This window comes from Paenibacillus sp. RU5M (assembly GCF_900221055.1).
In the GTDB taxonomy this organism is placed as follows: Bacteria; Bacillota; Bacilli; order Paenibacillales; family Paenibacillaceae; genus Paenibacillus; species Paenibacillus marchantiae.
The window spans coordinates 60,646-83,314 of sequence record NZ_OBQM01000003.1; the positions used below are offsets into that span (position 1 = coordinate 60,646).

Annotated in this window: 18 protein-coding genes; 11 read left to right on the plus strand and 7 right to left on the minus strand. The window is 47.0% G+C overall.

Annotation, left to right across the window (positions count from 1 at the left end; all coding sequences use genetic code 11):
• Positions 1-2 precede the first annotated feature (2 nt).
• The gene (locus CRO25_RS10970; protein WP_079694992.1) at positions 3-2,915 is read left to right on the plus strand and encodes an InlB B-repeat-containing protein; all 2,913 of its coding nucleotides are present in this window, start codon (positions 3-5) and stop codon (positions 2,913-2,915) included.
• Positions 2,916-3,213: 298 nt separating this feature from the next.
• Entirely contained in the window at positions 3,214-4,968 is a 1,755-nt protein-coding gene (locus CRO25_RS10975) for a methyl-accepting chemotaxis protein (RefSeq protein ID WP_079694993.1), read from the plus strand.
• 191 nt (positions 4,969-5,159) lie between these two features.
• On the opposite strand, the gene CRO25_RS10980 is transcribed toward CRO25_RS10975, so the two are convergent.
• Both CRO25_RS10980 and CRO25_RS10985 read right to left on the minus strand, forming a co-directional pair.
• A complete protein-coding gene (locus CRO25_RS10980) occupies positions 5,160-5,669 on the minus strand; it encodes a GNAT family N-acetyltransferase (protein WP_072735062.1) in 510 nt (169 codons plus the stop codon).
• A 167-nt stretch (positions 5,670-5,836) separates the two neighbouring features.
• Positions 5,837-6,604 carry an AraC family transcriptional regulator gene (locus CRO25_RS10985; RefSeq protein WP_101749457.1) on the minus strand — a complete coding sequence of 256 codons (768 nt, stop codon included), beginning with the start codon at positions 6,602-6,604 and terminating at the stop codon, positions 5,837-5,839.
• A 194-nt stretch (positions 6,605-6,798) separates the two neighbouring features.
• Here CRO25_RS10985 and CRO25_RS10990 point away from each other — a divergent pair, with 194 nt between their 5' ends.
• The gene (locus CRO25_RS10990; RefSeq protein ID WP_079694994.1) at positions 6,799-9,120 is read left to right on the plus strand and encodes a beta-L-arabinofuranosidase domain-containing protein; all 2,322 of its coding nucleotides are present in this window, start codon (positions 6,799-6,801) and stop codon (positions 9,118-9,120) included.
• Positions 9,121-9,202: 82 nt separating this feature from the next.
• Positions 9,203-9,766, plus strand: coding sequence for a Uma2 family endonuclease (locus CRO25_RS10995; RefSeq protein WP_079694995.1), 564 nt, complete (start codon positions 9,203-9,205; stop codon positions 9,764-9,766).
• On the opposite strand, the gene CRO25_RS33680 is transcribed toward CRO25_RS10995, so the two are convergent.
• Positions 9,749-9,904: a hypothetical protein gene (locus CRO25_RS33680; RefSeq protein WP_179132139.1), complete on the minus strand. Its 156-nt coding sequence runs from the start codon at positions 9,902-9,904 to the stop codon at positions 9,749-9,751. The genes CRO25_RS10995 and CRO25_RS33680 overlap by 18 nt on opposite strands.
• Before the next feature lie 222 nt (positions 9,905-10,126).
• Between CRO25_RS33680 and CRO25_RS11000 the strand changes: the two genes are divergently transcribed.
• The 3 genes from CRO25_RS11000 to CRO25_RS11010 all read left to right on the plus strand — a co-directional run bounded on the left by CRO25_RS11000 (position 10,127) and on the right by CRO25_RS11010 (position 13,780).
• On the plus strand, positions 10,127-10,858 hold the full coding sequence (locus tag CRO25_RS11000; RefSeq protein ID WP_063566066.1) for a hypothetical protein: 732 nt from the start codon (positions 10,127-10,129) through the stop codon (positions 10,856-10,858).
• 12 nt (positions 10,859-10,870) lie between these two features.
• Positions 10,871-12,559: a VWA domain-containing protein gene (locus CRO25_RS11005; RefSeq protein WP_079694997.1), complete on the plus strand. Its 1,689-nt coding sequence runs from the start codon at positions 10,871-10,873 to the stop codon at positions 12,557-12,559.
• Between the two features lie 81 nt (positions 12,560-12,640).
• The gene (locus tag CRO25_RS11010; RefSeq protein WP_063566020.1) at positions 12,641-13,780 is read left to right on the plus strand and encodes a toxic anion resistance protein; all 1,140 of its coding nucleotides are present in this window, start codon (positions 12,641-12,643) and stop codon (positions 13,778-13,780) included.
• Between the two features lie 108 nt (positions 13,781-13,888).
• Here the strand turns inward: CRO25_RS11010 and CRO25_RS11015 are convergent, their stop codons facing one another.
• The 3 genes from CRO25_RS11015 to CRO25_RS11025 form a co-directional block, all read right to left on the minus strand.
• A complete protein-coding gene (locus tag CRO25_RS11015; protein WP_079694998.1) occupies positions 13,889-14,617 on the minus strand; it encodes a YoaK family protein in 729 nt (242 codons plus the stop codon).
• A gap of 81 nt (positions 14,618-14,698) precedes the next feature.
• Positions 14,699-15,739: a cupin domain-containing protein gene (locus tag CRO25_RS11020; RefSeq protein WP_079694999.1), complete on the minus strand. Its 1,041-nt coding sequence runs from the start codon at positions 15,737-15,739 to the stop codon at positions 14,699-14,701.
• A gap of 167 nt (positions 15,740-15,906) precedes the next feature.
• Positions 15,907-16,515: a TetR/AcrR family transcriptional regulator gene (locus tag CRO25_RS11025; RefSeq protein WP_072735068.1), complete on the minus strand. Its 609-nt coding sequence runs from the start codon at positions 16,513-16,515 to the stop codon at positions 15,907-15,909.
• Between the two features lie 190 nt (positions 16,516-16,705).
• On the opposite strand from CRO25_RS11025, the gene CRO25_RS11030 reads away from it, so the two are divergent.
• Positions 16,706-17,464 (plus strand): SDR family oxidoreductase, encoded by a 759-nt coding sequence (locus CRO25_RS11030; RefSeq protein WP_063566017.1) that lies wholly within the window; start codon positions 16,706-16,708, stop codon positions 17,462-17,464.
• Positions 17,465-17,588: 124 nt separating this feature from the next.
• Here CRO25_RS11030 and CRO25_RS11035 read toward each other — a convergent pair whose 3' ends face one another.
• A complete protein-coding gene (locus CRO25_RS11035) occupies positions 17,589-18,617 on the minus strand; it encodes a LacI family DNA-binding transcriptional regulator (protein ID WP_063566016.1) in 1,029 nt (342 codons plus the stop codon).
• 457 nt (positions 18,618-19,074) lie between these two features.
• On the opposite strand from CRO25_RS11035, the gene CRO25_RS11040 reads away from it, so the two are divergent.
• The 3 genes from CRO25_RS11040 (at position 19,075) to CRO25_RS11050 (ending at position 22,644) form a co-directional block, all read left to right on the plus strand.
• Positions 19,075-20,361 (plus strand): maltose ABC transporter substrate-binding protein, encoded by a 1,287-nt coding sequence (locus CRO25_RS11040; protein WP_063566015.1) that lies wholly within the window; start codon positions 19,075-19,077, stop codon positions 20,359-20,361.
• Positions 20,362-20,455: 94 nt separating this feature from the next.
• Entirely contained in the window at positions 20,456-21,811 is a 1,356-nt protein-coding gene (locus tag CRO25_RS11045; RefSeq protein ID WP_079695000.1) for a carbohydrate ABC transporter permease, read from the plus strand.
• Positions 21,808-22,644 (plus strand): sugar ABC transporter permease, encoded by an 837-nt coding sequence (locus CRO25_RS11050; protein ID WP_024628944.1) that lies wholly within the window; start codon positions 21,808-21,810, stop codon positions 22,642-22,644. Before CRO25_RS11045 ends, CRO25_RS11050 begins: the two co-directional genes overlap by 4 nt.
• Positions 22,645-22,669 lie beyond the last annotated feature (25 nt).

The following is a 22,669-nucleotide window of genomic DNA, read 5'->3' on the forward strand; positions in this document are numbered from 1 at the left end:
TTATGCTTTGGAAGAGATTAATATCGATTTTACTGACGGTTAGTATGATCTTGCCTTTTGGTACGTTTGTCAGCGCTGGTGCACCAGCTTCTAACTCGATGAAGGTGAGTGGTGGTGAAGGCTACCCTGGAGATACCGTTGACGTGGAGGTATACCTGATACCGAATCTTATCATCAACGAATACGATATTTCGATTGGTTTTGACACTTCTTCGTTGGAACTTGTGACTGGAAATGAAATTACGAATAATCTAGGTGTGAGTTCAAATGGAGATAGCTTCAATTCGGATTTCTCCAGTGATGGGACTATCAATGTACAAGCTGATCTGGTGAACTACTCGATTTTTGATGAAGCGAAGGTATTCACTCTTCATTTCAAGATCAAGGATACCGCACAGCCTGGGGAACTGACGCTGAGTGTACCTACGCACAATCTCTATGAAGGGGGGACACTTTCGTCGACAACGGTTGAAATGGGCAAAATTCAGGTTAATGCTGTAAAGCATACTGTGGCGTTTGATGCACAGGGAGGTAGCGCCGTTGGCAGCATTACAGATGTAAGCAGCGGCACAACGATCAGTGAGCCGCCAGCGCCGACAAAGGCCGGTTATACCTTCGCAGGCTGGTTCAAGGAGGAAGCAGGCACGAATGTCTGGAACTTCGCAACAGATAGGGTAACGTCCGATGTGACGCTATACGCAACATGGACGGCTGTTCAGTTGGCACAATATACCGTTACGTTCGATTCAAAGGGAGGCAGCGTTATTGACAGCACTGCCAATGTGAGTAGTGGAACGACGATTAGCGAACCGCCAGCGCCGACGAAGGCCGGTTATACCTTTGCAGGCTGGTTCAAAGAAGAAGCAGGCACAAATTCCTGGAACTTCGAAACGGATATGGTAACGTCCGATGTGATGCTATACGCAACATGGAAGCGTCATGCAGCAGAGATTCAGATCGGCTCGGTGAGCGGAACGCCCGGAACTACGGTAAAAGTACCTGTCTCCGTAGCCAACTCAACATATGGAATCGGAGCCTATGGAATACAAATTGATTTTGATACAGAAGCGTTGGAAGTAACGAAGATTGAAGGGGAAACGGGCAATAACTTCGACTCCAACTTCGATAACGTAGCAGGTTGGTTGAAAGCGATGTGGGCAGACAGCGATGCAGGTGACACACCGATTGCATCGGGAGAAAAACTGTTCACCGTCAGCTTCAAGATCAAAAGTGGAGCAACAACAGGGAGCAAGAAATTAACAGTAGAAACGGAAGAATTGAGCCATTTCTCCATAGCTAACTCGTTCGCGGTTGGAATGGAAAAAACACTGATGCCTGGTAAGGTTACGGTTAATGATGGACCGGTGCAATACACAGTGACGTATGATTCGCAGGGAGGTAGCACAGTTCCTGGGCTTACCCAGGTGAACAGTGGCACCACGATAAGTGCTCCGACAGAACCAACAAAGGTTGGCTTTATGTTTGCGGGATGGTATAAGGAAGTAGCGGTAACGAATGTGTGGAACTTCGCAACGGATAAAGTAATATCTGATGTGACGTTATACGCAAAGTGGACGAGTAGTACTTCCAACAATTCAAATAACTCTGGTGCGCCTTCAACAAACTCAAGCACAACAACAGTTGAGAAACCTGCTGGTCTGCAAATCATCGTCGATGGTGTCTTGAAAGATCAGATTGCGACAGGTTCCCTCACTAAAGAGAACGGTAAGACTGTACTGAGGGTCACAGTCGATCAAGCCAAACTGGTTGATCAGCTGAAGCAAGCAGCAGACAAGTCCACCGTAGTCATTCCCGTGACTACTAATGTGGAAAAGGTATCGGTGGTATTGACTGGCGATGCTGTGAAGAGCATGGAAACCAAGCAAGCCGTTTTGGAGGTTCAAACGCCAGGCGGAATCTACAAACTTCCTGCAGGGCAAATAGCCATCGACAAGATTTCCTCGACACTTGGGATACAGGTCAAACTGTCCGACATTGTCGTTCGTGTAGAGATTGCCAAGAGTGATGAGGCTACGGTCCTTCTTGCAGAGAAGGCAGCTGTTCAAGGAAACTATGCTGTTGTAGCTCCACCAGTCACTTTTAATGTAACGGCTTCCTACAATGGCAAAACGGTAAACGTAGAACAATTCAGCAGTTATGTGGAACGAGAAATTCCACTTCCCGCAGGTCTTAATCCAAGCAGGGTGACAACGGCTACGGTGCTCAATCCAGACGGCAGTGTTCGTCATGTGCCTACGTTCATCACGACTAGAGAAGGGAAATATTATGCGGTCGTGAACAGCCTTACCAATAGCGACTACTCGCTGATTTGGCATCCAAAGACATTCGCGGATGTAGAAGGTCATTGGTCGAAACAGGCTGTAAACGATATGGCTTCACGAATGATCATCAAGGGGATAGATGAGAATCATTACAATCCGAATGCGGTCATTACACGGGCGGAATTCGCAGCGATTATGGTGCGCGCGCTGGGATTGGCCGACAATGGAAGCCAAACCACATTCATAGATGTGAAGTCCAGCGAATGGTATGCAGGAGCTGTTGCGAAGGCTGTGGAATACGGTTTGATCGAAGGCTACCAGAACCAGACATTTGCGCCTGCTCAGACGATTAGTCGTCAGGAAGCATTGGTGATTATGTCCCGGGCAATGAAACTCACATCGATTGAAACGGAAGGGGCAGATGTGGAGTCTGTGCTATCTCCGTTTGCAGATCAGACGGCGATTTCTTCTTGGGCCAAGTCGGCAGTAGCCTCAGCTGTGAATAACGGACTTGTGGAGGGCTCAGAAGAAGGTTTGATGCCGACAGGCAAGCTTACTCGGGCCGAAACTGCGGCGATTGTTCAGAGACTTTTGATCAAGGCCAAGTTGATCAATAACGGCGATTCTATCTAAAGTTAATCGAAAAAATTAAGACAGTTCAAAACCAGCCTCTTTTCCGATTAAGGTGGAAGTGAGAGCTGGTTTTGTCTGTTTATCGATGAATGGCATTCTGATTAGGAAAGGGACAAAGCATTAGACTCGGAGAAGGCCGTTATCTGGAAATCATCTTCCTGTGGGTGACCCGATATTTTCTTGCCTAATTCGACAACTTCATATACTATTTTCACATTACATAGTGCTTCAAGCATGTAGTTTTTGGGTAGTCGTAGTCGAAAAGGCTTACATACAGGTGTGAGAGGAAGAGGATTGGATGGTCGTTTTTTTCAAGAAACGTTTGGTTGTTCGCATTGTTGCCATTGTTACATTGGTCATTGTGATTATATCTGCGGGAAGCATGCTGCTTCAGCTGGCGAATATGAAGCTAGCCGCGCAGGAGGCCATATCGAGTTATAATATTCAAATTGCCGAGAGTTATGTGAAACAGCTGGATGCAGAGCCGTATGTGGAATTTGCCAAAGATCCCAAGGAAAATGACGCATTCTTGAAGATTCGTAATGAGCTGGATGATTTTCGTGTGAGCATCGGTGCGATGTATGTGTATTTTGTAAAAATAGATGATACAGGCACACCTCTCATTATGGTGGACGGCATGAAAGATGCAGATAAAGCATCACCGATCAATGAAGTGACGGATATCCCAGGTGATGCAGTCCAAAAGCTCCTGCAAGGGAAAACAGCCAGTTCCCCTATCATTCATAATGAGGAGTATGGTGAATATATTTCCTCATACGCTCCGATTTTGGACAGTAATGGAGCTTTGACAGGTGTGATTGGAATTGATACGGCTGTGTCGGTCATTGGAAGTATTGAGTCAGATATTATGAAATCCAGCATTCCGCTGTATGCCCTGTTATTATTCATTACGCTTGCAGGCATCGCGGTTGTATTGTGGTTCATCGTAAGAGGCCTGCGACCGCTGAAACCGTTGAAGGCAAGCGTCGAACAAATGGCGCAAGGTGAGCTGGCGGAAGCTAACCGAATCCTGACAGCCTATCGGCTGCAGAGTGAGGATGAGATTGGCAGCACATTCAAGGCGATGATTCATATGTCTGGGGACTTAAATAAAATGATCGGCGACATGGTCGAGGGTGTTTCGGTAACCACTGATATTCTCGCGGAATCAACGGAGCAATTCAATCGTGATGCAGAAGACATGCTTGAGATGAATAAGAGCGTTGACCAGTCCGTGCAGCAGATCAGACAGGGAGCACATACCCAGAAGCAAGGTGCTAGCGACAGCGCTAATGCGATGGAAGAGATCGCAAAAGGCATTACCGATATTTCAGAGTCCTCTACAGCCGTGTCCGACGCTGCAACAACTGCACTTGCTACGGCACAATCAGGTAAGCAGAGCATGACGCAAATGAAGAAACAGATGGAGAGCATTTCGGCTGTATCTGCTGAAGTTGTAGCCATGGTCCAAGTGCTTAACAACTTCTCGCAGCAAATCGGTGGTGCGCTTCATACGGTGCGGGATTTTGCGAGTCAGACCAAGCTGCTGGCGCTGAATGCTTCAATTGAAGCCGCTCATGCAGGGGAGCATGGGAAGGGATTTGCCGTTGTAGCGGATGAAGTACGAAAATTGGCGGAGGCTTCAAGCACATCTGTGCAGACGATATCCGATTTGTTGCTCGGTATTCAGAAGGAGTCCCAGCATATCGGATCACAGATGGATGTTACCTCGCAAGAGATCGGCCAGGGGGTGACGAGCACAGCAGAAGCAGAGCTTGCCTTCACGCATATGGTTGAGGCGTTTCGTGTGGTGACACGCCGTATCCAGGAGGTTTCCGCAGCAGCGGAAGAGATATCGGCGGGTTCCGAGGAAGCGGCAGCATCGGTCAACACCATCTCGCAAATTTCATCCGGCGTTTCAGATCATTCAGATGACATTTATCGCTTAACAGGGGAGCAGTCGAGCATGTTCCAGAAGGTGGCACAAACGTCCACGCTGCTGAGGCAGCAAACGATTGAGATGAGCGAAGCTGTAAGAAAAGTAAAGGTATGACCGACAAGAGCCATGCAAAAATTCTGTTGGAAATCGGCTGTTAATAGTGTGGAAAATGGAGCGAATAGCATTTGCTGCTCGATTCCAATTCTTTAGATTAGAATAACGCTAAAAAGGGATACCCTCGGTCGTATTAATGACTTATGGGCAACCCTTTTTGTGTTATCCACGCTTATTACCATTTGCGAGAATTATGAATCATAACGGTAGCAAATTGCTTTGCCTCCACCACTCTCGGAACTGAATTCCGGGTCTTCTACAAAACCGAAACGTTCGTATAATCGGATCGCGTTGACCATCTGGCCGCCCGTATATAAATACACCGTATTTTTGCCCATGTCTTTGGCAGATTCAACACATTGTTGAAGCAGTTCTCTGGCAATGCCGTGACCTCTCCATTTGGGATCAACACCCAACAGTCGAATAAACGGATAATCAATAGGCAACTCGAAGTTCGGGTAAGCCTTATGCGCTGTCTCAAACAATTGCACCGTTCCGACAATCTGATTATCAATTTTGGCAATCCATAATTGCTTGATATAAGGATTGCTCGGCGATTCCCGAATGTCCTTCAAATAATGTTCCCATTGTTCCTGTGTTTGGAACGTGTCCCGGTACTCGGAGTAACTTTCAATGAGAATATGTACAATTTCTTCATGGTCAGCTTCTGTAGCGGGATGAATCTTTACTGCCGTTGTCATCTCAAGTTCTCCTTCTGATCTTGGTTTGATAAGAGATATAGTTGACTTGAATTGTATCACACCCAATGGTACTGGATTAATTCAAATTTTCTATATATGACTCATGAAATTCTATGAGTTGGTATAATCCGCACAAGCACATCCAAGGTTCGCACGTATAAGGTTCATTATAGGCGATTGAGCTGTGTGGAATACAAATTATTGCGATATTCGGTGGGTGTATTGCCTTCGTATTGTTTGAACATGCGCAGGAAAAGTTTGTAATCCGAAAAACCGCATTGCCCCGCAATTTCTTTCACACTGGCATTGGTATTGAGCAGCATCTGCTTGGCCCGGCGAATCCGTTCCGTGAGGATATAGGTTTTGAGCCCAATGCCTTTCTCACGTTTTACCATTTTGGAGATATAGTCCTTGTTAAAATTAAAAGTCTCGGCAATCTTACCAACCGTAATGTCGGTATGCAGATGAATATCCACCCACTTGCAGATGTGGTCAACGATCGCATTGTGCGGCCGATAACCCGCCTGTGTATTGCGTTCCAGTTCTTTGAGCAGCAGCAGCAATGCCGCGTCTGCTTCTTCCGGTGAGAACGATGAACTATGCAGCAATTGCTTGAACAGCTGATTGGCGGTGGACGGAACCTGAATAGTCGCATGGGTGGGATACTGGTCGAACTCTTTCTCAATCGAATCATAATGAACCCAGTAGAAGCTGACGGGAGCATCGCTAACCTGATAGCCGTAATGGGTGCGTCCAGCTCTCAGAAACAGCAGATCATTTGCACGAATCACGAACTGCTCGTCCTCCTCCGCAATGTACATCTCGCCTTCCAACATCAAAATGACCTCGTGAACAGGCATGCTGCGCTTCATGTGGCTCCAATTACCTTCGGTTATGAACTTGCCGCACAGGTAATGTTCCAATGGCTTTTGCATAGGACGGATTTCTCCACCTTTTCTTGGATTATGAGTCTGATGTAGTTGTATTTTATTTGATAATATGAGGATATTCAAGGCCTGTATGAAGAAAGTTCGTAAGGGACACATGAATTTCAACACGGATTTTACCCTTTGTACAATTATATAAGTACTTCTAAATATCCACTACATACCGAGGAGGAGCTAGTAGAATGATTGAAACCAAAACGGGATTTCTGGGACCGGAGCATGTAGATCTGTTAAATGGCGTTTTTCAAACGTCACAGGAAGTTGGAGAAAAGTATTTGTTATCACTGGACATTGATCGTTTTCTGGCACCATGTTTTGAGGCCCATGGGTTATCGGCGAAAAAGGAACGATACGCGGGTTGGGAGGCACGCTCGATTAGCGGACATTCCCTCGGACACTATCTGTCTGCCCTGGCTGTGACCTATCAGGCGACAGGTAATGAAACGTTAAAGCAAACGCTGGACTATGCCATCAACGAGCTTGCATCCATTCAGCTGACAACGGGCAGCGGGTATGTCGGCGGCTTGTCCGAAGAAGCTTTCCGTATTGCATTTCGGGCAGAGCATATTGGTGGTTTTAACATCGGCGAATACTGGGTGCCTTGGTACAGCGTGCACAAAATCTATCGTGGTCTGACTGATGCCTACAAATTAACGGGCAATCAACAAGCCCTTGAGGTGGTAACACGGTTTGCTGATTGGGCGGTGGACGGTCTAAGCCCGATGACAGAAGAACAGATGCAGGTCATGCTTCTATGTGAACACGGCGGTATGAACGAAGTGTTTGCACATTTGTATGGAATCACCGGGAAATCTTTATATCTTGAGATAGCCAACAAATTCACACATCAATTGATCCTCGAACCGTTGGAACACAAGCAGGACGATCTTCAGGGCAAACATGCGAATACGCAGATTCCCAAAGTCATCGGTGCAGCCGAAATCTATAACCAGGATCATAACCACGAGAGCTACCGGACAGCGGCGGAGTTTTTCTGGGATACCACGATCCATCATCGGTCTTATGTATTTGGTGCAACGAGCATTTCGGAGCATTATGAAGCGAAAGGCATGGAGAGTCTGGGCATTAAAACCGGAGAGAGTTGCTGTACCCACAACATGATGCATCTGACGAAGCAGCTCTACACCTGGAATCCCGACAGCGCATACATGGACTATTATGAAAATGCGATCTACAACCATATCCTGGGCACACAGGACCCGGACACAGGCAACAAAACGTATTTTGCATCAACACTGCAAGGCCACTACAAAATCTACGGTACTCACGATACCGCCTGGTGGTGCTGTACAGGATCTGGCATGGAGAACCCGGGCAAATACGCCGAGGCGATCTATTTCGAGGATGAGCAGGATCTGTACGTTAACCTGTATATTGCTTCCCAGTTGGACTGGAGATCCCAAGGCATATCGCTGAAGCTCGAAACCGACTTTCCTTATTCGGAAAAGGTAACCCTTACGATCACCGAAGGCAGCGCCTCGGCCAATCTTAGACTACGTGTGCCCTCATGGCTGCAGGAGCCAATGACGGCAACGGTCAACGGGGATACGGCCCATCCGCATACCCGGATGGAACCCGGATACCTCGACATCGAGCGTACATGGACCGCTGGCGATGTCATCACCATCACGCTGCCGATGTCGCTCCACCAATACACGTCCAGGGACGATGCACACAAGGTGGCATTCCAGTACGGCCCAATTGTACTGGCAGGGGCTCTGGGAAGCGAAGGGCTGCCCGAGGATACCATCGTGGACGAAACGGCACTGAACCCCAAAACCGCACCTGTACCTGTAATTTGGACAGAGCAGGAGGATGTGCGTGAATGGATCAAGGTTGTAGACGCAAGTACGTTAACGTTTGAGATCAGCAAGGATGTCACCTCGGACGGCAATCCGGTGAGGCTGATCCCGTTCTATGATGTGCATCATGAGTTCTATACGGTCTATTGGCCGTTCAACGATGAAGGGAATGCACTGGAGAAGGAATTGAATGATATCACCATCGACAGGGTGCAACCTGACGGTCAGCAGGATGAGATTGGACATCAACTGGATAGCAATTGCCGTGCAGAACAGCATAACGGTTCATATACAGACAGCCGCAACAAGCTGCATATGTGGCGAGAAGCATATGGTGTCAGCGGGGCTTACTTCAGCTACCAGCTGGCGGTGGATGGTTCTGCACCGAACTATGTATGCGTGGCATACTGGGGCGGGGATCATTCTCCTTTTGAACGGGAAGGAACACGGCATGAAAGAATATTTAGTATCGCCGTCGATGGAAATGTGATCGGTGAACAGCGGATTCATATGAACAAGATCGGTGAAGTGTTCTTCGTTACCTATGACATCCCTCAGACGGTTACGTCAGGTAAAGACAGTGTGCGAGTTGCATTCCAAGCGTTGGACGACAACGGATGTGCCGGAAAAGTGGTGGAGGTACGTACAACGCGCAGCAAACCGGAATCTATCTTTTCGTAAAAGAGGCATTGTATGAAATTGGGCAAACACAATGGTATAATAATAGTAAAATGCTGATTAGGTAAAAGAGGAGGATGGAAGTGTGGCAAAACCTGATAATAAAGGCATCTATAGTTTTCAGGATTGGTTAACTTGGGAGGGGAATTGGGAGTTAATTAACGGCAAAGCTTTCAATATGTCTCCAGCCCCCACCTCATTACACCAGTTTATTGTGGGTGAGCTGCACTTCTCCTTGCGTACTTTTTTTCAGAGGAAATGTATCGTCTTTGTTGCTCCCTTTGACGTGTATTTCAGCGAGAATGAACAGTATGACGTACCTGATCATGTTGTCCAACCGGATTTATCGGTGGTCTGTTCCAAAGACCAAATAACCAAAAACGGCTGTCAAGGTGCACCGTCTCTAATCATAGAAGTATTGTCTCCATCAACTGCGCTGAAGGATTTTAACGAGAAGTTTAATCTGTATCAGAAATATGGTGTGAATGAATATTGGATTGTAGACCCTGGCAATCAGACCGTTCATGTGTACACATTGGAAGAAGGCAGTTACCAGAACCGTCATCTGTACACGGAGCAAGAAACGATTCAATCGGTGTTATATCCGGAACTGGAAATTCCGCTTCGGAATTTATTCAAGCTGAATTAGATTAGACAACAACATCATCACTCCGGCGCAGGCGTCGGGGTGTTTTTGTTTTTTATCGTATCGAATAAGCCCTATATAAAAAATGACACGCACTGCAAATTTCCACGTATTACCTGATAACATTTCTTTTTCCGCCACCGATTGTTCAAGGGTACCAGGCTCATTTCCCAGAGGTTACAAAATCTTATCCACGTTGTCCCTCTAAAGATGAAATGGGATAAGCCCAAGCCACGTATATTATGAATATCCATATAAATCCACCCGAATGCGGCAACATCATGTACAATGAAATAAAGTTCCAATGGTAAATATCGACATAAAGGTCCAGCACATAGCGCGAAAGGAGGTCTGATGATTTACATGATAAAGTACATAAAACTGCTGGGGCTGATCTTCGGCGTTGTGGTCATGAATGTTCTATTGTTCTCACCAGGATTCATCGGACTGGAGTTTGGCGGGGGAGCATTTACAACAGCGCTCTCGGTGACATTTCTGTTCGGCAGCGTGATGGCCCTCTTCTATGGAAGCTACACCTTGTTGTTCAGACAGCCTGTAGTCTTGCCCGTGAAGAATATCGAAACCCATGAAGATTATGTGGAAGCGTTATCCTTTTATCGACGCATTAAAGTACTTGAGGAAGATATCACACTGGGATTGTCTCAACTAAGCCGCATGAAGAAAAAGAAAGAAACCCTCCTGAACGTGTTGAATCAGCGATTTGATCCGGGGGAACTGAGTTACAAGAAATTTGCTTCGGTCACCCTCGAGGTGGAGAAGCTGTTATACCTCAACATCCGAAGTGTACTTAACCGACTCAATGTGTTCGATGAAGCGGAGTACGCCAGCCTGATGAAGTCCAAATCCGCTACACTTCCCCAAAAGCTCTTTCAGGAAAAGACCAAAGTATATAACGACTATCTGAGCTATGTGAAAAACTCGCTTCATACCAATGAGGAAATTCTTTTGAAGCTTGACCAATTGATGCTGGAAATCTCCCGCTTGGACAGCTTTGAAGCAGGAGATATTGAACAAATGCCATGTATGCAAGAAATTGACCAATTAATCAAGCACACCAAATTATACAGACAGTGAGGGGTTGTACGTATGGCTAAGAAGGGAAAGTTTTTTTTTATATCGATCGTGATGCTGGTACTCGTGTTTGGCCTCGTATATGCAGGGATTACGCTGACGTCGAACGTTGGTAAATCCAGTACACAGGTAACGACAGAGAATGCAGGCAAAGAGTTAGGCAAGTTGTATGCGGACATTGCGCCGGCAACGGCTGAACCTGTGAAGGGACAGATTGATCTCGATCCGGTGGATGTGGCTGAATCACTGCCGGACATCTCCAAATTTCCGATCACGGTCGAGAATACAACGAATGATTATGTAGAGATCTTTTCTTCCATTGAAAAGGCGGGAACCGGAGCAGATGGCTGGTTGACCGAGGTCACCGAAGAGTTCAACAAGGCTAACATTACCGTTGGCGGCAAACAGGTTTCAGTGAAATTACGTAATATCGCATCCGGTACGGCTGCTGATTATATTAAGTCTGGTAAATATGTGCCTGATGCGTACACTCCCTCGAATGAGTTATGGGGCGAGATGGTAGCTGCAAGCGGAGTAAAGACAGACCTGGTATCCAAAAGACTGGTGGGGAACGTTCCTGGTATCGTCATCTCGAAAGCCAAATATGATGCGCTGGTCGACACGTACGGATCGGTTAATGTAAAAACCGTGACCGAAGCGATTGCCAACAATGAGCTCGCGATGGGGTACACCGATCCGTTCGCCAGTTCCACGGGCCTAAACTTTCTCGTGACGGCACTCAACACATATGACAGCTCCAATCCGCTTGGTGAGAAAGCGATTGAGGGTTTTGAGAAGTTCCAAGCGAACGTACCGTTTACGGCGTCCACAACCATTCAGATGCGTGAGGCAGCCAAGTCAGGGCGACTGGACGCATTTGTACTGGAGTACCAGACTTACGTAAACACCGCAGATCTGAAAAGTGGATATGTCTTTACCCCTTTTGGCGTAAGACATGACAGCCCGCTGTATGCACTGGGGCAACTGCCGCAGAACAAGCAAGAGATCATTAAGAAGTATGCAGAATTCGTAACCCAAGCGAAGTATCAGCAATCGGCTGAGGAATTCGGCTTCAACGGCTTGCAAGACTACAAGTCTGAATTGAACACAGTGGATGGTGGCACCTTGTTGTCCGCTCAGAAAGTATGGAAAGAGAAAAAGAACGGCAGTAAACCGATTGCCGCCGTATTTGTAACCGACGTATCCGGGAGTATGGACGGCGAACCGCTGAACCGACTCAAGGAATCATTGCGCAAAGGCCAGAAGTTCCTTGGCACAGATAACAGCATCGGCCTCGTCTCCTACTCTAGTGGAGTAACGGTGAATCTGCCAATTGCCAAGTATGATACGAATCAGCAGTCGATGTTTGTTGGTACGGTGGATAGCCTGCAAGCGGGTGGCGGTACGGCAACCTTTGATGGGATCGTCGTGGCGATGAAGATGCTTGAAGATTATATGGCTACCAATCCAAATGTGAAACCACTGATCTTTGTCCTAAGTGATGGAGAGACCAACGAAGGTCATACACTGAAGGATATTCGTGATCTGGTTGAGACGTACAAAGTGCCAATCTACACGATTGGTTATAACGCCGACATCAAAGCTTTGGAGAGCATCTCCAGCATTAACGAAGCGGCAAGCATTAACGCGGATACAGACGATGTTGTATACAAAATCGGTAACCTGTTCAACGTGCAGATGTAGCACGGGGATTGCACTCAAATTGACCTAATGTAAGGTACATTATTCCATTTTATATAGCACGTAATTGAAGGGGGAACTTGGATGTCGTTTTCGATGGAGATACCTAGCCAGAAGGAAATTCAGAAGGTAATAGAGGAGGAAATAAAGCCCGTACCTGCCGAGGTGGCGGAACTGCAGCAAGTCGCAAATGCCAATGTGGAGATGATCATGACACTGGATCTCGAATCGTTGGAGAAACGAAAGGAGATTCTGCAATCCATTGATGGCTTTGGCATGAATACGATGAGATCCTCTTCCGAGAAAAACGCGTTGCTTCAAGTCTCCGTTGGACATCTGTCCAAGACGGGAGACGAGGGCGGTCAGGTCGCCAAAGGCTTGACCGAGCTGCATATGCAACTGAAGGATCTAGACCCCAGCGTGGTCGATTTCGCCAAGACCGGATTCCTTGGCAAATTGTTCAATCCGCTACGGGCTTATTTTCTCAAATACCAGAAGGCTGACGCGGTCATCGCCGATATTGTGACCTCGCTGGATAAAGGCAGAGCGACCTTGAGAAACGACAATACAACACTGGAAATTGAACAGCAAAATCTTCGGGAGCTCACCAAACGACTGCAAAAGGAAATTCAGCTTGGGGTGCTGATGGATGAGTCGATTGACGCACAGATCGAAGCCGCCAAGGTGCGTAATGAGGACCCGGAGAAAGTTCGCTTCATTACCGAAGAAGTGCTGTTCCCGCTACGTCAGCGGGTCATGGATTTACAGCAAATGCTGGTGGTGAACCAGCAGGGCATCATGGCGATTGAAGTTGTCATTCGCAACAACAAGGAATTGATCCGCGGTGTGGATCGGGCCAAAAATGTAACGATCTCGGCATTGAAAATTGCCGTCACTGTTGCGAGTGCACTGTACAATCAGAAGATTGTATTGCAGAAAATTGAACTGCTTAACCGGACGACCAACGACCTGATCGCAGGTACGTCCAAAATGCTGAAAGATCAGGGCATTGCCATCCAGAAGCAAGCTTATGAGGCCAGCATTTCCGTGGATACGATGAAGCAGGCCTTCACAGATGTGCTTTCCGCGCTCGACTCTATCAGTCTCTATAAGCAGGAGGCTTTGCCACGGATGCGGGAGACCATTAATCAGTTCCGTGAACTGGCGGATACCGGAGAGCAGCAGATTCAGCGGTTGGAGAAAGGGCAGAAGCTGGGGCTGTAGTTTGAAAGGTAGTCAGAGGGGTATAGTGGAAGTTCGTACATGAGATCAAAAAACGGTTGAACACAGAAAAGATCTGGTTCAACCGTTTTTTTTTTGCCTTTCTGCTGCTTAGGTCAAATCACGTTGAACATGGAGGACGTAGGGGATCAGCAGAAGAAGCAGAGCCAGTGAAGCTATCAGGGCAAGCAGCAGGCTTCCTTGGGTTAATAGCAATGCTCCCAGAGCTGCACCGATCACAAAAATAACCCAGGACAGGGCGAGTACTGCCCATTCGGAAGCAGGAGCCTTACCCCGAACGGCTTTGGCCAGTGCCTGTCCAATACCGAATAATGTGCCTGTCACAAATCCTTTGCCCACATCAGCATGAGCAACCATCTGGTGCATGGTGTTTTGCATGCCCATGGCGATGGCAATCGGGAAAAGCACACTCTGGGTATGGAGGAATAGCAAAAATACAATGCCGCCGGCAAACAGCAGGGATTCAAAGCCCAAGATGCCCGCCAGTCTCCATTTTCCCGATCGATCTGTGATCAACGTACCGATAAAGGCGCCTACAACGAATAAAAAAATGACCAGACCTATATTCGTTAATACAGCGGAGTCTCCTTCAAATAGCGCGATACCAAGCTTGGTACTGTTACCACTCATGAAAGAAAGATAGATTTTCCCCAGCTGCAGATAGCCGACGGCATCAATGAAACCGGAGATCAGCACAAGTACACATGACAGTAGAAGCCGGGAAAGACCCGGCTCCAGTCGTTCTACGGTATGTCCCACACGTTTGCGATCACTGGTCGAATCGGAAGCAGAAGCCATGATGTCCAACCCCTTTTCCATGATACTGGAGTGGTTTCGTGATATATGACAGAAGGATCACTAACCCAAACCTATATTCAATAGGTACCGGTAGTGGTTGGACTATGACTTCGATTTATTCGGGTCCGGTGCGATAAAAAGAGTGTCATCCGGAAGTTGTGCGGCTTCCTCTTTGGACATTTCCAGATTAGTGGACAGCACATCATCCGGGTTGCCTGCGAGCCACTCGCTCAGATCAATAGCTTCATAGTGTCCGCTGTTGAACCCAATTAACACACGGCAGACCTCATCTCCCGTATTTTTGATATAGTGACCTGCACCCATCGGTGCATAGCCCACATCGCCTGCTTCGAATTGCTCTGTCACCGCATGACCTTCTGCCAGAAATACCGTCATTTCGGCAGTGCCGCTAATGTAATACTGCCATTCGTCGGCGTTGGGATGCCAATGCATTTCTCGTAATGCGCCTGGTTGCAGCTCGATCAATGATCCGGCCATCGTGGTGGAGATGGGGAAATCTTCGACAGTAACCGTGCGCTGGGTTCCGCCGCCTGGTGCACGTCTGGGCTGTTTGGCATGCAGCGGGTATCGGTGGGGAGTCGTCAGCTCCGAATTGCGGCGATAAGTTCCGGAAGAGGAGCTGTCATTAGGGACAGGCCCTTTGACGAAATAGGCTTCTCCCTGAGGCAATTTCGCTGCACGCTCTGGGGTAATTCCAAGATTCTGGGCAACAATGTTGTTCGGTGTATGAGACAGGAAATCGGTAATGCTGAACGTATGATCTTCCGAGAAATCACCATTATCAAATATCAGAATAAAATGGCATTCGTCCGGTCCCAATCCCTGAATGGAGTGTCCGTAACCACGTGGAAAATACCATACATCTCCTGGCTCAAATGTATCGGTGTACGCATGTCCGTCCGGGTGAATGACAGTGGTGCGACAGGAGCCGCTGATCACATAAGCCCATTCTGCCGCATTGGCATGCCAGTGCAATTCACGCATGCCTCCCGGTTCGAGGCGCATGGATACGCCCGCTATTCCAATGGACGCAGGAAAATCCCGAACGGAAGCACCGCGGGTAATACCGCCTGGGCCCGTACGGGGTTCTTTTTGTTCAAGCCGATATTTGAAAGATGTCATCATGATTCCTCCTCATATTATATTAGGTACACATGTAAATAGTTAAATATGGCGTTCATATCTTTTACCCATATTTTGCGAAACTATTCAATTGATTCCTGATTAATATGAGGCAAAAGAGAGACTTTCATTCAAACTTTATGCTGATTTGTGTGTACATATTGTACTTAGGGTGCCTTATACGAGGTGTGATACGCTACATTTCCAGGTTTGTAATTAATGATTTTAAATAACTCATCTGCCATATAAGTGGGACTATGCTTGAATTCCTGCCGAATCCATTCAATAATCATGCCAAAGATCGCATGGGATTGATAACTTGCCAGCAGCTCGCGATTGATATGGGACGGAAATATTTCGTTGAGGTCCTGAAGAGCAAGGTCACGCAGAACATCGCAGATCATTTGCTGAAAATTGGACGATGCCTCCGATTTAACGACAAGGGTGTAGAATTGCGCATGCTGATGCACATGTTCAAAAATTTTGATTGCAGAAGAGGGCATATGACTTACTTCAAATATTTCTTTATCCAGATAGGGCTCACGATAGGATAAGACCAGATCCTTAATGATGTCATCAATAATCTCATTGAACAGGTCTTCTTTGTATTGATAGTGTCTGTAAAAGGTGCCCCGATTCAGATCTGCCAGCTGCACAATATCGGTAATGGATATTTCTTTGAATGACTGCTTTTGCATTAATTGAATGAGGGCATCCTTCAGGGCCGCTTTGGATTTCTTGATTCTTCGATCCATGGAACTCGGAATTTCGGTCATATGCAGTACTCCTCGTAAATAGGTATTTTAAGATATAGTACATTCGGAATTAGAAGTGTTGATTAACGTACAATTGGGCAAGCTTTTACTGATTGAACAGGAATGCTATGACTTATTATACTAAGGATAAGAGTTAATGAACATTTGTTTGTTAACTTATTGTGAACGAATACATGGAGGATGATACAACATGAGACTTCAAGATAAAGTGGCTGTAGTAACAGGTGCGGGTTCTGGTATGGGCAAAGCAATTGCAACACTGTACGCGCAAGAAGGTGCTAAGGTGGTTGTATCGGATATCAATGAAGCTTCAGCGAAGGCGGTTGCAGAGGATATCAAGGCAAATGGTGGAGAAGCGACGTTTGTGGTTGCGAATGTGGCGAAGGAAGAAGATATTCAGAACCTGATCGATACGACAGTTAACACATATGGAACCGTGGACATTCTGGTCAATAATGCAGGCATTATGGACAGTATGGAACCAGCTGGTGACATTGTGGATGACAAGTGGGAGCGTATCTTTGCAATCAACACAACAAGTGTCATGCGTGCTACCCGCAAAGTGCTGCCAATCTTCCTGGAAAAACAAAAAGGCGTTATCGTCAACATCGCTTCAGCCGGCGGATTGCATGGTGCACGTGCAGGCGCGGCTTACACGGCTTCCAAACATGCAGTTGTGGGATTCACTAAAAATACAGGCTTCATGTATGCTCAACAAGGTATTCGCTGTAATGCAATTGCTCCGGGTGGGGTTGAAACCAATATTGCTTCCACAATGACAAACATTAACCACTTCGGTGCCAGCAGACAACAGCTGGGAATGGCGATCAATCCGCGTGCAGGTAAAAGTGAAGAAATTGCACAGGTGGCCCTGTTCCTTGGATCGGACGAATCCAGCTTCGTGAACGGAACAGTCGTAACGGCAGATGCAGGATGGAGTTCATACTAATCCGTCGTCCATAACTGAAATATGCAAAGAAGCTCATACCAGTGTATGGGCTTCTTTTTGCATGTCCGTAACAGGCGAGAATGTGGAGCATTAGGCAATAGGACAAACGTTTGCACAAACATGTCTACGCGTTCCCGGATAACGTAAATAGGGAAGAATCCCGAACAATCAAGCGGTGCGGAATAATCACTGGATTCTGAGGCAGGTGTTCACCGTTTAGAATTTTTAACAATACCTGAACCGCAGTATAGCCCAGCTGATAAGTTCCGATATCAATGGAACTAAGCGGCGGCGAAGCAAGTTCCGATAAAGCAATATTGTTAAAGCTCACAACACTTATATCTTCAGGAACGTTATATCCCAGCTCGGCCAGAGCACGAAGCACGCCAAAGGCAACATTGTCGTCGATGACAACGAGGGCGGTTGGTCTGTCGGGTAGCGACATGAACAGGGACATCGCCCGGAAGCCGCTTTCCTGTAGGAATTCTCCTTCCACGATCCAGTCATTGTTAGCATTAAGACCGGCTTTTTCAAGCGCATTTTTGTATCCGAGCAGGCGATCATGAGACAACGTCAAATCTGGTGGTCCGCTAACAAATCCCACTCGTTTATGCCCTTGGGCAATCAGATGTGTGGTTGCATCGAATGCTGTCTGTACATTGTTATTGTCCACCATCGGTGCATCGGGATGCGTTTCACTGCGGCCAATCAGCACAAAAGGAAACTTTTCCGCCTCCAAAAACGAAATAATCGGATCTTCCCTTTTGGAGCCAAGCAGCAAAATACCATCCACGCGTCGCCCATGTACCAGGCGGGATATAGCATTCAACTCATCGCTGGAAGACGTTTCGGTGGAGAGAAGAAGTTCATAATTCATGCGGGTGGCATGCGTAATGATTCCCCGAAGCAATTCTCCGAAAAAGTAGTTCTGAAACAGCTCTTCAGCAGGTCGGGGCAGCATGATACCCAGGGTTTGAGTCGTTTTGGAAACAAGGCTTTTGGCCATCATATTTGGATGATAATTCATTTCTTTCATGATTTGCTTCACTTTGAGTGACGTTTCCGAACTGATTCTGGGATGGTTGGAAATAACCCGTGAGACCGTAGAAGGGGATACACCCGCCAATTTGGCAATATCTTTGATTGTAATCATGTGAAAAATCCCTTCTGTACAAGCATTTCAACATGTCTCCTATGTTAATTCAAAGACTTCGATAAATCAATTGCTAACTGCATCATGGTGAAGAGGGGAAAGCAAAACAAAGGAAGACGGCGGGAGATCAAGCAAATCGGAAATTACAGGAACATAAGCCATAAAAGTGAAGGAAAATGGACGAAAATGACTTGTGCAAACGTTTGTGCAAATAAAGTTCGCTATTGTATGATGTGATTGTTATTATAGCGCTTACATGACTTGAATCAACATACTTCCTAGAAAATTCATCCCGATTACATAAGGATTGTACCCATCTGAGGTTAATATGAGCAAACGTTTGTATTACGTTCAAACGGATATAAGCCGAACTTCGGAATACAGGAACAGTACACAGAAAAACGGGTGAAAAGCGCGAGTACAGCATCGATCATGACTACGAAAAGGGGGAAATTCAATGAGAAAATGGCAGCAAGCAGCACTTGCAGGATTCATGGCACTCACACTTACCGCGTGTTCAAGCGGAGGTGGAGGCGCTGCGCCAACCACAACAGACAGCGGTGAGACTGGAGAAACCACAGTAACCGCGGAAAATATTCAGCCAGAAGAGGGCGCAAGCCTTGTCATATGGGAGGATAAAAATCAGCGCAGCTTTATCGAAGAACGGGCGAAGAAATTTGAAGAGAAATACGGCGTTTCTGTAAAAATCGAGGAATTGCCGCCGACGGATCAAGTGACCAAGCTCACTACGGACGGACCCGCGGGATTGGCTGCGGATGTGGTCGTTTTCCCACATGACAAGATTGGTAGCGCTTCAGAAGCTGGACTGATTTTGCCGAACGATATTTTTGAGCAACAGACTACACAATCCACTAGTGACAATGCGGTTAAAGCCGTAACCTTCAAAGACATCTTATACGGCTATCCCTACAGCGTAGAAACCTATGCGTTGTTCTACAACAAAAAGCTTTATCCCGAAGCACCGAAATCATTTGATGACATTATCAGCTTTGCCAAAACCTTTAATGACACCAAAAACAATAAGTACACTCTGATGTGGGAGCTACAGCAGTTCTATTACAACTTTGCTTATCTGGCTTCCCAGGGCGGATATATCTTCGGTGATGAAGGCATGAACAGCGAGGATATTGGCCTCAACAATGAGGGAGCCATCAAGGGCGGTCAGTTCTTGCAAACGCTGAAATCGGAAGTACTGCCTGTGAAGATGGGCGATGTGAACTATGACATCAAGAAAGGTCTCTTCTCAAGCGGGAAACTGGCCATGGATATTAACGGACCTTGGTCCATCGCCGATTATCGCAATGCTGGCATTGACTTCGGTGTTGCGCCACTTCCGGCGATTGAAGGCAAACCGATGACCTCCTTCTCTGGAGTCAAGGCCTATTACGTCAATGCATTTACAACCTATCCGAATGCTGCCAAGTTGTTTGCAGCTTATCTCTCCAGTGCCGAATCCCAGATGGTCAACTTTGAGATGAACGGCACTCTCCCAGCCAATAAAGACGTGGCGGCAGATCCGAAAATTCAAGGGGATGAAATCACGAAGGCATTCCTTGAGCAATTCAACAACTCTACCCCAATGCCTTCGCTTCCTGCCATGGATAGCGTATGGGGTCCCATCAGTGCAGCAATTACCGACATATGGGATGGAGGCAAGGATGTGAAAACCTCTCTGGATAACGCAGTCAAACAAGTCAAGGAGAGCCTTGCAACTGTCCAATAAAAAAGAAAGAGCAGGTGCAGAGGAAGTCAACATGTCCTCTGCACTCTGCTATAACTGATCGGTAACTTCGCTTGCCGGGAAGGAGTAGGAATGAATGAAACAACAGCATGTTCCAGTCACTGTTAAACCGAATCGAGAAAGACAGCATCGCATGACAGCGGCTGTGTTGTCCCTTGTCCTGCAAGGACTTGGACAGTTGTATAACCGTCAATGGATTAAGGGAATTTGTTTTCTGATCCTAGAGGGAGTAGGACTCGCTTATCTGATTCCCCGTTTGAATCAGGCTGTATGGGGAGTATGGACGCTGGGCGAGCAAACGCAGCGTTTCGTCAAGGTCAATGGATCAACGGTGCTGCAACAGGGAGACCACTCCATCTTTTTGCTGCTCAACGGAATCATAGTACTTTTGGTATTTTTCGTTCTTCTTCTTCTATATATTTTCAATATTCGGGATGCGTACATCACGGGAAAATTAAGAGAGGAAGGCAAGCAGGCCACCGGAGCTTCTGCTTCCCTGAGATATCTGCTCGATAAACAATTTCCGTATCTTTTCCTATCCATCCCTGCGCTCGGAATCCTGTTTTTCACCATTATGCCGATTTTATTTACGATTACCCTGGCCTTTACCAATTACTCGGCACCGGATCATATTCCGCCCGCCAAGCTGGTGGACTGGGTCGGTTTCAAGACTTTTACGGATCTAATTCAGCTTAAATCGTGGAGCCATACCTTCTTTGGAGTATTAACATGGACCGTGATCTGGGCCATTCTGGCAACGGTGACTACGTATTTTGGTGGGGTGCTGGTTGCACTTCTCATCGAGCAGAAGGGTATTCGCTTCAAAAAGCTGTGGCGGACGATCTTCATTCTTCCGTATGCCATTCCGCAGATTATCTCACTGCTTCTGATGCGTAACCTGTTCAACGGACAGTTTGGTCCCATTAATACGTATATGAAGGCTTTTGGCCTTGAGGGGTTGCCATGGTTAACCGATCCATTCTGGGCAAAAGTTACAGTCGTCATTGTAAACATGTGGATCGGAATCCCGGTCAGCATGGTGCTCATACTGGGCGTGCTAACGGCGATTCCACGGGATTTGTATGAAGCGGCTGAGGTAGACGGTGCGTCTGGCTTTCAGAAGTTCCGCATCATTACGCTTCCTTTTATCATGTTCGCTACGACACCGGTGCTCATTATGCAATTTGCCGGGAATTTCAACAACTTCAATGTCATCTTCCTGTTGACGAACGGTAATCCGCTGCGTGGTGATTATCAGTATGCGGGATCAACCGATCTTCTCGTGACCTGGTTGTACAAACTGACGTTGGATAACAACAAGTTCAATATGGCTTCGGCGGTCGGTATCATTATTTTCCTGATTATTGCGTCGTTCTCCATCTGGAATTTCCGTCGTTCCAAATCGTTCAAGGAGGAGGACATGATTCAATGAAAAAGCGCAACAATCCCATGCGTCTGACGATCAGCTATGTGCTGCTGGTTATCATTGCCATCGTATCGGTGTATCCCGTCTTGTGGATATTTCTCTCGTCACTGCGTCCAGGTGCGGCCCTATTCAGTGAACGTCTGTGGCCTGAAGCGTTCACGCTGGCACATTATGGGGAACTGTTTAATAACCCGTCGTTCATGTATGGAACATGGTATCTGAACACGTTGAAGATCGCCTTTTTCACCATGATTTTCTCAACGCTCATGGTCACTTTAGGCATGTATGCCTTATCCCGGTTCCGGTTTCGCGGTCGCAAGACCATTCTATCCACCATGCTGATCCTCGGGATGTTCCCGAGCTTCATGAGCATGATTGCCATTTATATTATTTTGCTTCAGATCAAATTGCTGGACACTCATGCCGCGTTGATTCTGGTCTATTCGTCTGGGGCCGTGCTGGGTGGATTTATTGTCAAAGGGTTCTTTGATACCATCCCGCGCAGTTTGGATGAAGCAGCACGAATTGATGGTGCCAGTCATCTGCGTGTGTTCACCAGCATCATTCTGCCGTTGTCCCGGCCGATGCTGACCTATGTAGCCTTAACCAGCTTCACTGGTGCATGGATGGACTTTATCTTTGCCCGGCTGGTACTTCGGACAAAAGAGAACTGGACACTTGCAGTTGGCATGTGGGATCTGGTTAGTCGTTATCAGGACAGTAACTTTACGATGTTTGCTGCCGGGGCGGTACTGATCGCTATTCCGATTACGTTGTTGTTTGTATTCCTGCAACGCTTCCTGGTGCAGGGGCTGACCTCTGGCGCCTCCAAAGGATAAAAGGATAAGAGGATAAACACCCAAA